This window comes from Streptosporangium vulgare (assembly GCF_042428775.1).
Lineage (GTDB): Bacteria > Actinomycetota > Actinomycetes > Streptosporangiales > Streptosporangiaceae > Streptosporangium > Streptosporangium vulgare.
Window position 1 is genome coordinate 110739 of the sequence record NZ_JBHMBS010000022.1, and the last position, 14225, is coordinate 124963.

Sequence of the window (14225 nt, forward strand, 5' to 3'; positions counted from 1 at the left end):
GGGATCGGCCGAAAGGACGATTCGCCGTCGTTCACCGGCACATCGGCCGGATGCCCGATCCGGAACCGCCCGTGTGCTGGCACAATCCATCAGGTGACGATTCGGGTGCTCATCGCCGACGACCAGGAACTGGTACGCACCGGGTTCCAGATGATTCTGGACGCCCAGGAGGACATGGAGGTCCTGGCGACCGCCGCCAACGGGGCCGAGGCCGTCGAGCTGGCGCGGAGGCTGCGGCCGGACGTGTGCCTGCTCGACATCCGGATGCCCAAGCTGGACGGTCTGGAGGCCACCCGCATCCTCGCGGGACCGGGGGTGCAGGACCCGATGAAGGTGGTCATCGTCACCACCTTCGACCTCGACGAGTACGTCTACGGGGCGCTGCGCGCCGGGGCGACCGGTTTCCTGCTCAAGGACAGCGGGCCGACGCTGCTCATCGAGGCGATCCGGGCCGCGGCGGCCGGGGACGCGCTGGTGTCGCCGTCGGTGACGGTACGCCTGCTCGAACACCTCTCCCACCCCCGGACCGGCGCCGTCCGGCCGCCCAGCGAGCCCCTCACCGAGCGCGAGCTGGACGTCGTACGCCTGGTGGCGAGGGGGCGGACCAACCAGGAGGTGGCCGCCGAGCTGTTCGTCTCGCTGTCGACCGTGAAGACGCACCTGGGGAGCATCCACACGAAGCTGGGTGCCAGGAACCGGGTGGAGACCGCCGCGTGGGCGTGGGAGTCCGGAATCGTCAGCTGAGCCGTCAGCTGAGCGGGGCGTTTGGGCCGATTAGCGGAAGAGCTGACTGGATAGAAAGAGGGCAGGTCCTCGGCGCATGGCGGGGGGAGATATACATGCGCTCTATCCCATCTCTACAGAAAAGGTCGGCTTCGGCCGTCTATGTCGCTCTCACCGCGCTGGTGATCGCGATCGCCGCCCTGGCGGTGTTCGAAGAGGCCCGTGGCCGGCGCCTCGTCCTGGAGATATCCAAGCTCGGCGGCGACCCCCACGCCCCCGGCGCCGACGCGGTCTTCGGCGCGGTCACCGTCTTCGCCATCCTGATCATGTTCTTCGCGGCGACCGCGATCGCCACCGTCGCCGCGTACCTGAACTGGCTGCTCCGCGCCCGGCAGGGCGCCAACCTGCCCGCGGTGGCGCCGGTCCTGGTGAGCTGGTTCGTGCCGGTGGTCAACCTCGTCGCGCCCGCCGTGCTGGTCGACCGGCTGTGGTGGGCCTCACGCCCGCCGCTGGACCGCCGCCTCCGCTGGACGGCGCTGCTCACCGCCTGGTGGCTGAGCTGGCTGGTCGCGTTCGCGCTGGTGCTGGCCCGGCTGTGGCCGGGCGCCTCCCAGGGAGGAACGAACCTGACCGGCTTCGGGCCGACCGAGCTGATCGCCGTCGCGGTCGCCTCCCTGCTGTGCGCGGCGACCGTGCGGCAGATCACCGGCGTCCAGGCCGCGGGTGCCCGGCACCGGCGGCAGGCCGATGCGGAGCACCACCTGCCGCCGCCCCCGGCCGAGACGCTCCCGCACCTGCTCGTGAGGGACGCCCCGTCCTCCTCGCCCGCCCTTCCCGAGGCTTCGTCGCGGGAGGCTTCCTCAAAGGAGACTCCCGCGCGGGAATCTCTCTCACGCGAAGCCCTCTCACGCGAATCTCTCTCACGGGAGGCTCTCTCGCCGGAGGTGTCCGAGCAGGACCGGCCCCAGGAGGTCCACCCCGCCGGGCAGTGAACGAGAAGCGCCCCGCCCGCCCGGCGGGCGGCGGGCCGGGGGCGTCGGCCTCGCGTCCCCGCCGACACGACTCCATCGGCGGAAAGCCAGCACGACTCCATCGGCGGAAACACGTCCGGGCGCCGCGCCGGTTCCGCGTCCGCACCTGCGGAAGGCGCGTGCGCTCACCGGCGGAAGGCGCGTCCGGGCGGGGCGTCAGTCCCATGCCCTGATCAGCAGCCAGCCCTCACCCGCGGTGTCGAAGCGGAGCTCGTAGGTCCCGGCCCGGTCGCCCGAGGCGGCCTCGGCCCGCCAGAACCGGCGCTCACCGGGATCGCTGTCGGAGGTCTTCCACCACTCTCGCGCGACCACCCAGTGGTCGAGGACCCGGCGGACGGTGTAGAGGCGGTCGCGCCAGACGAACTGGACGGGCTGCCCGTCGCGGATCCACACCTCGATGGGGTCGCCGTAAAGTCTGCTCAAGACGCCTCTCCCGCGGCTTTCGGATGAGCACCCGGGGGAAGGCGGGTCTGGCGTATCGAACATACGTTCTTATGGGGACGGGCGCAAGTCCCCCATCTGCCGTACGAGCGGGTTGGCGTCCACCGAGTTGCGGATGCTGAAGGTCACGCTGCCCGCGCGGTAGCGGTCGTCGGACCACTCGACGGGCCGTCCCTCGTGGGTGGTGGTGACCCGGCGCTGGCGCAGCAGCGGGCTGCCCCGGCGCACGGCCAGCAACCTGGCGTCCTGGACGCCCGCGGCCACCGCGTCGATGAGGTGCTCGCCGTAGGCGAAGACGAGGCCGACGCTGTCGTACAGCGCCTGGGTGACCGACTCGCAGTCAGGTTCGATGCGCTCGACGGCCGGGGCGATCCACCCGGCGTAGACGGTGCGCTCCAGCATCACCGGCTCGCCCTCCAGGGAGCGCAGCCGCAGCACGGACAGGACCGGGTCGCCGGGCTGGATCGCCAGCCGTACGGCCTCGGTGGTGTCGGCACCCCTGCGGCGCTGCTGCAGCATCCGCCCGCTGACCCGGTAGCCCATCGCCCGCGCCCACTGGGCGAAGCTGTGCAGCTCGGCGAAGCTCTGGCTGCGCTCGCGGCCGAGCACGATGCGCCTCGCCCCCTGCCGGGACCCCACCAGGCCCTCGGTGGCGAGCACGGCGACCGCCTGGCGGATCGTGCCGCGCGAGGCTGCGAAGCGGGTGGCCAGCTCGGCCTCGGAGGGCAGCTGGGCGCCCACGGGGTGCTCGCCTCGCATGATCGCGTCGCGCAGCTCCTCCGCGATGCCCATGTAGCGGGCCGTCATGCCCGCGCCCCGCCCGGACGCCCCGCGAACGCCCGCGTCCCTTCCGGTGCGCCCGCGAACTCCAGGGCACTTCTCCACGCATCCGCGCACACCCGGTGACCGCGCAATCTCGCCTCGTCTCTCAAGCCGCCCTGCCCCGCCCGGCCCGGCGCGCGTCCGCGGGATCCCTCGCTGCGCGCACCTGGCGGCCGGCTCAGCCCCACCCTAAACAAGCATCAATGACTCACAAAGCCCGGGTTCGCGCATTTCACCGCCGTACTTCGTGCGTTCACCAAACAGCAACTGATTCACGACAGAGGAGGTCTAGCTTGTTTGTACAAGTTCGTCTACTTTCGTGAAATATTGCGCGACACCCCCTTGGGAGACACAGTGATCGCATCCCGAGTTCGCTTTGCAGGCCTCGCGGCCTTCCTCCTGGTCGGCGCCGCCGCGTGCGGTGCCGCCCCCGGTACGGCGGCACCGTCCGCGGGCGCCTCCGACGGAGGTTCCGCGGCCGGAGTGGACGCCAGGACCGCCACCTCCGCGGCCGACTTCGGCGGGCTGGACAAACTCGTCGAGGCCGCCAAGAAGGAGGGCAAGCTCCACGTCATCGCCCTCCCGCCCGACTGGGCCAACTACGGAAAGATCATCGAAGCCTTCAAGGCGAAGTACGGCATCGAGATCGAGAGCGAGACCCCCGACGCCGCCAGCGCCGACGAGATCAACGCGGTGAAGACCCGCAAGGGCCAGGACCGCGCCCCCGACGTGCTCGACATCGGCCAGTCCTTCGCGATCAGCGGCGCCGCCGAGGGCCTCTTCGCGCCGTACAAGGTCGAGACCTGGGACAAGATCCCCGAGAACCAGAAGGAGCCGAGCGGCCTCTGGTTCAACGACTACGGCGGCTACGTCTCCATCGGCTGTGACGCCAAGAAGATCGCCAAGTGCCCGGAGACCTACGCCGACCTGCTCAAGCCCGAGTACAAGGGCAAGGTCGCCCTGAACGGCAACCCGACCAAGTCGGGCTCGGCGTTCGCGGGCGTCTACGCGGCGGCCCTCGCCAACGGCGGCTCCTTCGACGACATCCAGCCCGGCCTGGACTTCTTCAAGAAGCTGAAGGACGCCGGGAACTTCAACCCCGTCGAGACCACCCCGGCCACCATCGAGAAGGGCGAGACCCAGATCAGCATCGACTGGGACTACAACAACGCCGCCTACGCCCCCAAGATGGCCGAGAAGGGCCTCGACTGGAAGACCGTCATCCCCAGCGACGGCAAGTACTTCCAGCTCTACGCCCAGGCCATCAACAAGGACGCCCCGCACCCGGCCGCCGCGCGCCTGTGGCAGGAGTTCCTCTACAGCCCCGAGGGCCAGAACCTCTACCTCGGCGGTTTCGCCCGCCCGGTGCTGCTGCCCGCGATGAAGGCCGACGGCACGGTCGACGCCGCCGCCGAGGCCAACCTCCCGCCGGTCGAGGGTGAGCCCACCTTCCCGACGGAGGCGCAGGTCAACAAGGCCAAGGAGGTCCTGGCCGGAGGCTGGGGCGCCGCGGTCTCGGGATGACCGTCCCCGCCGTCACGGCCGCCGCCCCGCGCGGCGGCGGCCGTCCTCGATCCAAGAACTGGCTGGGAGCCCTGCCACTGCTGGTCGTGACGGCGGTGGCCTTCGGGATCCCGGCGCTCACGCTGCTGGTCGGCGCGTTCACCGTCAAGGACCCGGCGACCAAGGTGTCCTCCCTCGGCACCGCCAACCTGTCCAGGAGCCTCCAGGGGCCCTACCTGAACGCCCTGCTCAGCAGCGTCCAGCTGTCGGCCGTGGTGGCGGTCGTCGCCGCGGTCGCCGGGACGTTCCTCGCCCAGGCCGTGATCACCTCCCGGTTCACGGCGCTGCGCGAGGCCGTGCTGACCTTCTCGGGTGTTCTGTCCAACTTCGGCGGCGTGCCGCTCGCCTTCATCTGGATCGCCACCCTGGGCAACTCGGGGGTGATCACCACCGCGCTGGGCCTCGGCCCGGGGGTGCTGTACAACTTCTGGGGCCTGGCGCTGGTCTACATGTACTTCTCGGTGCCGCTGATGGTGCTCGTCGTGACCCCGGCGCTCGACGGCCTGCGCCCGCAGTGGCGGGAGGCGGCGCAGAACAACGGCGCCACCACCTGGCAGTTCTGGCGCTACGTCGGCATCCCGGTGCTGACCCCCGCCCTGCTCGGCGGCGTCGTCCTGCTGTTCGGCGGCGCGTTCGCCGCCTACGCCACCGCCTACGCCATGGTGGGCAGCACGGTCCCGCTGGTCACCCTGCAGATCGCCGAGGCCCTCACCGGCGACGTCCTCATCGGGTACGAGAACGTCGCGCTCGCGCTGAGCCTCGACATGATCGTCGTCGCTCTGCTGGTGATGGCGGTCTACCTGCCGTTGCAGAAGAGGAGCTCCCGATGGTTGCGGTAGCCACCCTGCCCGACGTCACCCCGGGCCCCGCGGCCACCGCCCGCCCCGGGCAGCGGCGGGCCTGGCGGGGGATCGTGCTGGTCGTCGCGGCGGTCTACTTCGTCGTGCCGATGGCGGTGTCCTTCTGGTTCACCGTCTACTCGGAGGGGCAGGGCTTCTCGCTCGCCGCCTACGGGCGGATCCTGTCGGCGCCCGGCTTCCTGCCCAGCCTGCTGCTCTCCCTCGCGCTCGCCGCCTGCACCATCGTCGCGGTCCTGTTGCTCACCCTCCCGGCGATGCTGGCCGTACGGCTCGGCGCGCCCCGGTTGCGGCCGGTGCTGGAGCTGATCTCCACGCTCCCGCTCGTCGTACCGCCGATCACCTACGTGGTCGGCATCAGCACGGCGCTGCGCGAGGGCGTCGACGCGCTGGCCGCCACACCGTTCTGGGCGACGCTGATCGCCGTCCAGGACGAGAGGTTCCCGTTCGTCCTCGTGCTCGCGTACGTGATGCTGACGCTGCCGTTCGCCTACCGGTCGCTGGACGCCGGGCTGCGCGCGATCGACGTGCGGACGCTGGTGGAGGCGGCCCGCAACCTGGGCGCCTCGTGGCCGTACGTGCTGTTCCGGGTGATCATCCCCAACATCCGGTCCTCCATCGCGAGCGCCTCGTTCCTCACCCTCGCGCTGGTGCTCGGCGAGTACACCATCGCGGCCCTGCTCGGCTACGAGACGTTCCCGGTCTGGATCGTGACCATCTCCGGGAACGACGGGCAGCTCTCCGTCGCCCTGTCGATCATCAGCCTGCTCCTCATCTGGCTGCTGCTGCTCACCCTCTCGGGTGCGGGAAGGAAACGTCGATGACCGTCGAGTTCCGGGGGCTGCGCCGCGCGTTCGGCCGTACGGTGGCCCTGGACGGCCTGGACCTCACCGTCGAACAGGGCGAGCTGATGGCCCTGCTCGGCCCCTCCGGCTGCGGGAAGACCACGGCGCTGCGCTGCGTCGCCGGTTTCGAGCACCCCGACGCCGGAGCGGTGCTCGTGGACGGCAAGGACATCACCCGGGTCCCCGCCAACCGGCGTGACGCGGGCATGGTCTTCCAGTCCTACAGCCTGTTCCCCAACCTCAACGCGAGGGACAACGTGGCCTTCGGGCTGCGGGTGCGCAAGGTGCCGACCGCCAGGCGGCACGCGCGGGCGGACGAGCTGCTGGAGCTGGTCGGCCTGCCGACGCACGCCCAGCGCTACCCGCACGAGCTGTCCGGCGGCCAGCAGCAGCGCGTCGCCCTCGCCAGGGCGCTGGCGCTGGAGCCGCGCGTGCTGCTGCTCGACGAGCCGCTGTCCGCGCTGGACGCCAAGGTCCGCGTCTCGCTGCGCGAGGAGATCCGGCGGCTCCAGCTCGAACTGGGCATCACCACCATCTTCGTCACCCACGACCAGGAGGAGGCCCTGTCGGTCGCCGACAAGGTCGCGGTGCTGCGCGCCGGGCGGCTGGAGCAGTGCGGCCCGCCCGCCGAGGTCTACGACCGGCCCGCGACCCCGTTCGTGGCGGAGTTCGTCGGTGCGATGAACCACGTCCCCGGTCGCCTGTCCGGCCAGGAGGTCACCGTCATGGGGAAGCTCATGCCGGTGGACGGCCCGCTGCCGTCCTCGCCCGACGTCGACGTGCTGGTACGCCCCGAGGCCGTGCTGGTCACCCCCTCCCCCGACGGGAACGCCACGATCGTGGCCTCCTCCTTCCGCGGCTCCACCGCGCGGCTTCGGGTGCGAGTGGGTGAGCTGGAGGTCCTCAGCGACGTGCCGGGACACGACGCGGTACGCCTGGCGCCGGGCACGCGGGTGGACGTCGCCCTCGTGCAGCGGCCCGTGCTCGTCGCCGCGCGCACCACCCCCGCGCCCGCTCTCACCTCAGAGGACCCCGCGGACTCCCCCGAGTCCTCGGAGTCCTCGGAGTCCCCTCAGTCCTCCAAGTCCTCGAAGTCGGCCGAGTCGGAGGACGTCGCGGGTGTCGGGTGAGCTCCGAGCCGTCCTGTTCGACATGGACGGCACGCTCGTGGACACCGAGGGGATGTGGTGGCAGGCGTGCGTGGAGGTCGCCGCCGAGCTGGACCTGGAACTGACGGAGGCCGACGCCGGCCACGTCCTCGGCCGCCTGGTCGAGGACGCGGCCGGCTACCTCGCGCGCCGCGCACCCGTACCGCCCGGGGTCGGACGAGCCGGGGTGGCGGAGGCCGAGGCGGAACGAGCCGACGCGGAACGGGCCCGGGTGGCGAAGGCCGACGCGGAACGGGCCGGGGTAACGGAGGCCGAGGCGGAACGGGCCGAGGTGGAACGGGTCGGGGCTCGGCTCACCGCGGCCTTCGCCGAGCGGGTCTCCGGCGGGGTGACCCCGCTGCCCGGCGCGATCCGGCTGCTGGACGACCTTGCGGCGGAGGGCGTGCCCACCGCGCTGGTCAGCGCCTCGCCGCGGCTCATCGTCGACATGGTGCTGCACACCGTCGGGGCGCGGCGGTTCGCCCTGGTCGTGGCCGCCGAGGACACCGCACGCGGCAAGCCGCTGCCCGACCCGTACCTGCGGGCGGCCTCCGGGCTGGGCCTCGACCCCGCCGACTGCGTGGCCGTGGAGGACAGCCCCACCGGGCTCGCGGCGGCCCGCGCGGCGGGATGCCGGGTGGTGTCCGTCTCCGGCGACCCGGTCGCGGAGGACGTGCTGAGCGTGGACAGTCTGGAAAAAGTGGACCTGCCGCTGTTGCGACTGCTGGCGAGCGGCAAGAGATCGATAGGCTGAACCACTCATGTGACGGCGTATGCGGTTAGGTACACAGGTGAACAACCTCAGTCCCGACGAACCCCTGCAGATAGGCCGATACCGCGTGCTCAGCAGGCTGGGCCGGGGCGGGATGGGCACGGTCTATCTTGGCGAGTCCCCTGACGGGCAGCAGGTAGCCATCAAGGTCATCAATCCGGAGTACAGCCAGCACGAACGGTTCCGGATGCGCTTTCGCAGGGAGGCCGACGCGGCGCAGCGGGTCCGCAGGTTCTGCACGGCCGCGGTCATCGAGGCGGCGCTCGACGGCGACCAGCTCTACGTCGTCACCGAGTACGTCACCGGCCCCAACCTCGAGGAGGCCGTCGACACCGGCGGCCCGCTCCGCGGCTCCAGCCTCGACGCGCTCGCCGTCGGGGTGGCGACCGCGCTGACCGCCATCCACGCCGCCGGGGTGGTGCACCGCGACCTCAAGCCGTCCAACGTGCTGCTCTCCCCCGTCGGCCCGCGCGTCATCGACTTCGGTATCGCCCGCGCGCTGGACACCCTCAGCGGGATGACCGGGACCGGCGAGATCCTCGGCACCCCCCGCTACATGGCGCCCGAGGTGCTGCGCGGCGAGCCGGTCTCGGCCGCCTGCGACGTGTTCTCGTGGGGCTGCCTGATGGCCTTCGCCGCGAGCGGGCGGGCGCCGTTCGGCGGCGAGGCGCTGCCCGCGGTGCTGTACCAGGTGCTCAACACCGAGCCCTCCCTGGAGGGCATGGAGCCCGCGCTGCGCGAGCTGGTCGCCTCCGCGCTGACCAAGGACCCGCGGAACCGGCCCACCTCGCAGCAGCTCCTCGACCACCTGGTGGGCCGCTCGGCCGCGCCCGAGCAGGCCGCCCACTCGGTCCAGGCCTCCTGGCAGGGACCTCAGGCACCCCAGGGACCTCCCGGCGGCACCCCCTGGCCGGGATCGGGGGAGGGCGCCCCCGATCCCGGCCAGGGCCACGCGGGGCACGGCGCCGACTCCGGCTGGAGCCACACCGCGCCGTCCGTACAAGGCGGTCACACGATCTCCGGCGCCGCGCAGGCGGGACCCGGGCGCGACGGTCCCGGCCACACCCTCCCCGAGCGGCCGCGGGGCGGTACCGGATCCTTCCCCGGGGGCTGGACGGCCGGGCGGCGGAAACTGGCCGTCGGGGTGGCCGTGGCGGCCCTGATGGTGGTGGCCGGAGGGCTCGGCCTGCGCCTCGCGCTCGCTCCCCCCGGCCCGCCGGAGAACCTCGCCCTGCTCTACCAGGACGACTTCACCCAGAGCGGCACCGGCTGGAGCGGTGGCACCTACAGCCCGATGACCGGCACGTACGGCTACGCCCCCGAGGGCTACTACGCCGTCGACGTCAGCGGATACTCCCCCGTGAGGCGGGAGCAGGCCCCGATCCCGTTCGTGTCCGCTCCCCCGGCCACTCCCGACCCCTCGGCGAGCCCCACGCCGATCACACCGAGCCGGATCCTGCTCGGCTCCGACATCAGGATCCGCTCCGGCACCGCCGGGCTGGGCGAGTACGGGCTGTTCTGCCGGGGCGAGGACGACAACAAGGCGACCCGGTACGAGTTCCTGCTCGACACCACGGGCAACGCCCGCATCCGCAAGACCGTCAAGAGCGCCGGGGGCGAGCTCACCAAGCCCGTCAAGGTCGACCTGCCCAAGGGCGAGGTCATCCGGCTCGCGGCCGAGTGCACCGGTGTCGAGGGGGGCGTGCAGCTCACCATGTGGGTCAACGACGAGCAGGCCCAGTCGTTCCTCGACACCAACCCGCTGCCCAACGGGCTGGTCGGCGTGATCGCCCGGGTGGGCGAGAACAGCAGCGCCGTCCTCAGGGTCGCGTTCGACAACTTCACCCTGCACGGCCCCGCCATCACCAGGCAACCCTGACCGGATGACCCCGACGGCGAGTGATCCGTATGGCATCGGGGACGATCGAGGCATTTGACCGACAGAAGGAGTTCAGCACGATGCGCGCGATAGTCGTCTCCGCCAACGGCGGACCCGAGGTTCTCGCCTACACCGACGACCACCCGGACCCGGAGCCGAATCCCGGCGAGGTCCTGGTCGAGGTCGCCGCCTCCGGGGTGAACTTCATCGACGTCTACCACCGGATCGGCCGCTACCAGCTCTCCCTGCCCTTCGTCCCCGGTGAGGAGGGCGCGGGCACCGTCGCCGCGGTCGGCGAGGACGTCCGTGACGTCGCCGTCGGCGACACCGTGGCCTGGTCGAGCGTGCCGGGCAGCTACGCCTCCAGGATCGCGGTGCCCACCTCCAAGCTGCTCGCCGTACCCGAGGGGGTCACCGCCGAGGTCGCGGCGGCCGTCACCCTGCAGGGTCTCACCGCTCACTACCTGACGCACTCCACGTACGAGGTGAAGGCGGGCGACGACGTCCTGGTGCACGCCGCCGCGGGGGGCATGGGCCTGCTGCTCACCCAGGTCGCCAAGATGCGCGGCGCCCGGGTGATCGGCACGGTCTCCACCGAGGAGAAGGAGATCCTGGCCCGCCAGGCGGGCGCCGACGAGGTGTTCCGCTACCGGGGTTTCGCCGACGCGGTCCGCGACCTGACCGGCTCCGGCGTGCACGTCGTCTACGACGGCGTGGGCGCGGCCACCTTCGACGAGAGCATCGCCTCGCTGCGACCGCGCGGCATGATGGCGCTGTACGGCCAGGCCAGCGGCCCGGTCCCGCCGCTCGACCCGCAGATCCTCGCCAGGAACGGCTCCCTCTTCCTCACCCGTCCGACCCTGGGCTCCTATATCGCCACCCGGGACGAGCTCACCTGGCGCGCCTCCGACCTCTACGGCTGGGTGGCCTCCGGGAAGCTGCGGGTGCACGTCTCCGAGCGCTACCCGCTCGCCGAGGCCGCCCGCGCGCACCAGGACCTCGAAGCCCGCCGTACGACCGGCAAGGTGCTCCTGATTCCTTGACGGAGCGGCGAACGGACGGGCCCGTTCGGCACCACGAACGACCGCGCCCGTTCGGCACCGCGATCGGCCGGGCCGGTCAGCGCGGCGGGCAGCCGAGCCGCCGGTCGGCGGGCAGGCGAGCGGTCCGGTCAGCGCAGCGGGTGGGCGGGCCAGTCCAGGAGGCGGGCGCCCAGGACCGCCGTCTCCAGGGTGAAACGCTGGGTGGAGTCGTCCGGCGAGAACCCGGTGAGACGGCGGATCCGCTCCAGCCGGTAGGTCACCGCCCGGGTGCTGACGCCGAGCCTGCGCGCGGCGGCGGTCTGGTTGCCCTGGGAGGCGAAGACGGCCTCCAGCGTGGCGAGCAACGGCTCGGGACCGCCCCGCGCCTCGATCAGCGGGCTGAGCACGCTCGTCACCAGGTCCTCGATGGCGGCGCGGTCCCGCAGCAGCACCGGGAACACCAGCAGGTCCGCGGCCTTGAGCACGGAGGCGCGCAGTCCCAGCCGGTCACCGAGCTCGATGGCGTTGGCGCCCTCCCGGTAGGAGGTGACCACCCCGCCGGGGCCCCGGTGCGCCCGGCCGAGCCCGACCCGCCAGCCGGGCGCGAACGCCTGGCGCACGTGGTGGGTGAACTCGCCGTTCGCGACGGTGAGGCTGCCCGGCGCGACACACACGAGCATCCCGTCGCGTACCGCGACCAGCACGTTGTGCGAGCCGAACCGGGCGACCAGCGCGTCCTCGATCCGCCGGGCCGTCCCGTCCGCCTCCCCCGCGAGCCCGCCGCCGTCCCCCGAAGCGACGGCCGTGTCGGCCCTGTCGGCCCTGTCGGCCGTGTCGACTCCGGCAACTTCGGCTGCTCCAACGGCTTCAGCGACTCCAACGGCTTCAGCGACTCCGGCGACTTTGGCGACTTTGGCGGCCCCGACGGGGCGCGCGACGGCGACCACGTACGTCTCGGCCAGGCGGAGCCCGAAGTGCTCGGCCCGCTCGGCGAGCCTGTCGGCGCGCCCTTGGAGCAGGTCGTCGACGAACTCCCTGCGCGCCGCCTCCTCCTGGCGCAGCGCCGACCGCTGGGCGTTCTCGTACCCCTCCATCAGGGCGGAGACCGTACGCCGCAGGGCCGAAAGCGGGGTGGGGGTCACCGACTCGGCCAGGGCCAGCGCGGCCTCGACCAGGGCCCGCACGGACGCGCCCCGCTCCGCGGCCAGCGCACCGGCGGCGCGGCAGTCGTCGAGCTCGGCCCGGCCGGGCGGCCTGCCGGTGGCGGCCGCCTCCCGTAACACCCGGAGATGGCCGCCGAGCAGCTCGTCCATCAGACTCCCACGTCACGCCTGTCGAAGGCCGGCATCGCGATCAGGACCAGCGCGACGGTCGCCCCGGCCAGCACGAGATAGTCCCACGCCGGGAATCCCAGCTGGAGCGGCCGGCCGTCGAGGTAGTAGTGGAACGGCGAGATCCAGCGCAGCCAGGACACCCCGCCCACGTTCTTGCCCATGGTCTCGACCACGTAGCCGGCCACGGCGACCACCCCGACCACCGCCAGGGCGACCCCCCGCCGTCCCGTCACGGCGCCGGCCGTCAGGGAGAGCGTGCCGAAGAAGAGGGCGAGCAGGAAGACCCCGACGTGGCTGGCGAGGATCCTGTCCGCGGGGACGCCCATGTCGACGGCCGTCGTCAGGCCCAGCACGACGAGGAAGGTGACCGCCGCCACGCCGAGCAGCGCGAGGGCCAGGGCGGCGAAGCGCTCCAGGACCAGCCGCCTGCGGTCGATCGGGAGGGTGAGGACGAGCTCCAGCGTGCCCGACTCCTCCGGCTGGGCGATCGCCCGGTTGCCGATCACCGCGGCGCACATGATGAACAGCAGCGGCCCGAACAGCTGGTAGACCAGTGTCTGCAGGAAGCCGGAGCCGCTGGTGAATCCGCCCTCCAGGCCGCCCATGAGGTCGCGCATGGCCCCGGGGAACTTGGTCAGCGCCACGTCCCCGTAGAGGTCGGGGTTGCTCTGGATCGTCGGGTAGTAGGCCAGGTACAGCGCGAAGAACGCGCTGATCCCGACGGTCCAGCCGAGCAATGGCCTGCGGTAGTCACGCAGGCTCTTCGACACCAGCGTGGGCATCGCGCGCCTCCCCTTCCTCGCTCTGGCTGTAGTAGGTCAGGAAGATCTCTTCCAGGTCGGGCTCGGCGCTGACCATGTGCACCACGGTGAACCGCGCCGCCGCCTTGATCAGCGCGTCCGGCCGGCCGTCGATGGTGCAGCGCAGCCCGGCGCCCTCCACCCGCAGTTCACGCACCCCGGGCAGGTTCTCGAACGCCTCCCTGGGCACCGGGGCGTCGAAATGGAACTCCACCTGACGCACCGCCTTCTCCCTGAGCGCGGAGATGTCCTCCACCGCGACGAGCCTGCCGCCGCGCACGATGCCGACCCGGTCGGAGACGTCCTCGACCTCGGCCAGCACGTGGGAGGACATCAGCACGGTACGGCCCGAGGCGCGGACCTCCCGGACCATCGCGAGGAACTCCTGCTGCACCAGCGGGTCCAGGCCGCTGGTCGGCTCGTCGAGGATCAGGAACTCCGGCTCGTGCATGAATGCCTGGATGAGCCCGACCTTCTGCCTGTTGCCCTTGGAGAGCTTGCCCATGGGCACCGACAGGTCGGCCTCCAGCCGCTCGGCCAGTGCCTCGATGCGCCCCTTGGGCACGCCGTCGCGCACCGCGCCGAGGAAGGCGAGGAACTCCCTGGCCTTCTCCCTGCCCTCCAGGGCCAACTCCCCCGGCAGGTAGCCGATCCGGCTCCGCACCCCGGCCTGCCGGGGATCCTGCCCGAGGACCGTCATCCGGCCCCTGGTGGGGCGGATGACGTCCAGGAGCAGCCTGATCGTCGTCGTCTTTCCCGCGCCGTTCGGGCCGAGATACCCGAACACCTCCCCGGGCCGGATCTCCAGGTCGAGATCCTCAAGTCCCCGGCGCCCGCCGTAGAACTTGGTGAGCCCCTCGGTCTCCACCACCGCTGTCATGCCTCAGATCGTGCCTCCCCGGCGCCGCCGGGGGCATTACCTGACCCGGACAGCTGACCGGCCCTTCGTTGCGCGGATCCGGAACCCGCCCGGCCCTACCGCGCTCGA

Annotated in this window: 14 protein-coding genes; 9 read left to right on the plus strand and 5 right to left on the minus strand. The window is 72.0% G+C overall.

Annotated elements, in window-relative coordinates; translation table 11 throughout:
* Positions 1–93 precede the first annotated feature (93 nt).
* Together ACFFRH_RS33310 and ACFFRH_RS33315 are read left to right on the plus strand one after the other, a co-directional pair.
* Complete coding sequence (locus ACFFRH_RS33310; protein WP_386161370.1) at positions 94–744, plus strand: response regulator; 651 nt, start codon at positions 94–96, stop codon at positions 742–744.
* Positions 745–839: 95 nt separating this feature from the next.
* Entirely contained in the window at positions 840–1715 is an 876-nt protein-coding gene (locus ACFFRH_RS33315; protein WP_386161372.1) for a DUF4328 domain-containing protein, read from the plus strand.
* Between the two features lie 195 nt (positions 1716–1910).
* On the opposite strand, the gene ACFFRH_RS33320 is transcribed toward ACFFRH_RS33315, so the two are convergent.
* On the minus strand, positions 1911–2177 hold the full coding sequence (locus tag ACFFRH_RS33320; RefSeq protein WP_386161374.1) for a DUF6504 family protein: 267 nt from the start codon (positions 2175–2177) through the stop codon (positions 1911–1913).
* Between the two features lie 69 nt (positions 2178–2246).
* Entirely contained in the window at positions 2247–3002 is a 756-nt protein-coding gene (locus ACFFRH_RS33325) for a GntR family transcriptional regulator (protein ID WP_386161376.1), read from the minus strand.
* A gap of 369 nt (positions 3003–3371) precedes the next feature.
* Between ACFFRH_RS33325 and ACFFRH_RS33330 the strand changes: the two genes are divergently transcribed.
* The 7 genes from ACFFRH_RS33330 (at position 3372) to ACFFRH_RS33360 (ending at position 11124) form a co-directional block, all read left to right on the plus strand.
* Positions 3372–4541, plus strand: a complete 1170-nt coding sequence (locus ACFFRH_RS33330; RefSeq protein ID WP_386161378.1) for an ABC transporter substrate-binding protein — start codon at positions 3372–3374, stop codon at positions 4539–4541.
* A complete protein-coding gene (locus tag ACFFRH_RS33335; RefSeq protein ID WP_386161380.1) occupies positions 4538–5419 on the plus strand; it encodes an ABC transporter permease in 882 nt (293 codons plus the stop codon). Before ACFFRH_RS33330 ends, ACFFRH_RS33335 begins: the two co-directional genes overlap by 4 nt.
* Positions 5407–6261: an ABC transporter permease gene (locus ACFFRH_RS33340; protein WP_386161382.1), complete on the plus strand. Its 855-nt coding sequence runs from the start codon at positions 5407–5409 to the stop codon at positions 6259–6261. Before ACFFRH_RS33335 ends, ACFFRH_RS33340 begins: the two co-directional genes overlap by 13 nt.
* The gene (locus ACFFRH_RS33345; protein WP_386161384.1) at positions 6258–7412 is read left to right on the plus strand and encodes an ABC transporter ATP-binding protein; all 1155 of its coding nucleotides are present in this window, start codon (positions 6258–6260) and stop codon (positions 7410–7412) included. Before ACFFRH_RS33340 ends, ACFFRH_RS33345 begins: the two co-directional genes overlap by 4 nt.
* Positions 7402–8184 carry an HAD family hydrolase gene (locus ACFFRH_RS33350; RefSeq protein WP_386161386.1) on the plus strand — a complete coding sequence of 261 codons (783 nt, stop codon included), beginning with the start codon at positions 7402–7404 and terminating at the stop codon, positions 8182–8184. Before ACFFRH_RS33345 ends, ACFFRH_RS33350 begins: the two co-directional genes overlap by 11 nt.
* Before the next feature lie 37 nt (positions 8185–8221).
* Entirely contained in the window at positions 8222–10081 is a 1860-nt protein-coding gene (locus ACFFRH_RS33355) for a serine/threonine-protein kinase (RefSeq protein ID WP_386161388.1), read from the plus strand.
* A gap of 80 nt (positions 10082–10161) precedes the next feature.
* A complete protein-coding gene (locus tag ACFFRH_RS33360; protein WP_386161390.1) occupies positions 10162–11124 on the plus strand; it encodes a quinone oxidoreductase family protein in 963 nt (320 codons plus the stop codon).
* Positions 11125–11252: 128 nt separating this feature from the next.
* Here the strand turns inward: ACFFRH_RS33360 and ACFFRH_RS33365 are convergent, their stop codons facing one another.
* From ACFFRH_RS33365 to ACFFRH_RS33375, 3 genes are read right to left on the minus strand one after another with little or no spacing between them, the layout of a single operon-like run.
* Positions 11253–12416: a PucR family transcriptional regulator gene (locus ACFFRH_RS33365; protein WP_386161392.1), complete on the minus strand. Its 1164-nt coding sequence runs from the start codon at positions 12414–12416 to the stop codon at positions 11253–11255.
* Entirely contained in the window at positions 12416–13219 is an 804-nt protein-coding gene (locus ACFFRH_RS33370; RefSeq protein ID WP_386161394.1) for an ABC transporter permease subunit, read from the minus strand. The genes ACFFRH_RS33365 and ACFFRH_RS33370 overlap by 1 nt, the downstream gene beginning before the upstream one ends.
* On the minus strand, positions 13188–14117 hold the full coding sequence (locus ACFFRH_RS33375; protein WP_386161396.1) for an ABC transporter ATP-binding protein: 930 nt from the start codon (positions 14115–14117) through the stop codon (positions 13188–13190). Before ACFFRH_RS33375 ends, ACFFRH_RS33370 begins: the two co-directional genes overlap by 32 nt.
* Positions 14118–14225: the final 108 nt, after the last annotated feature.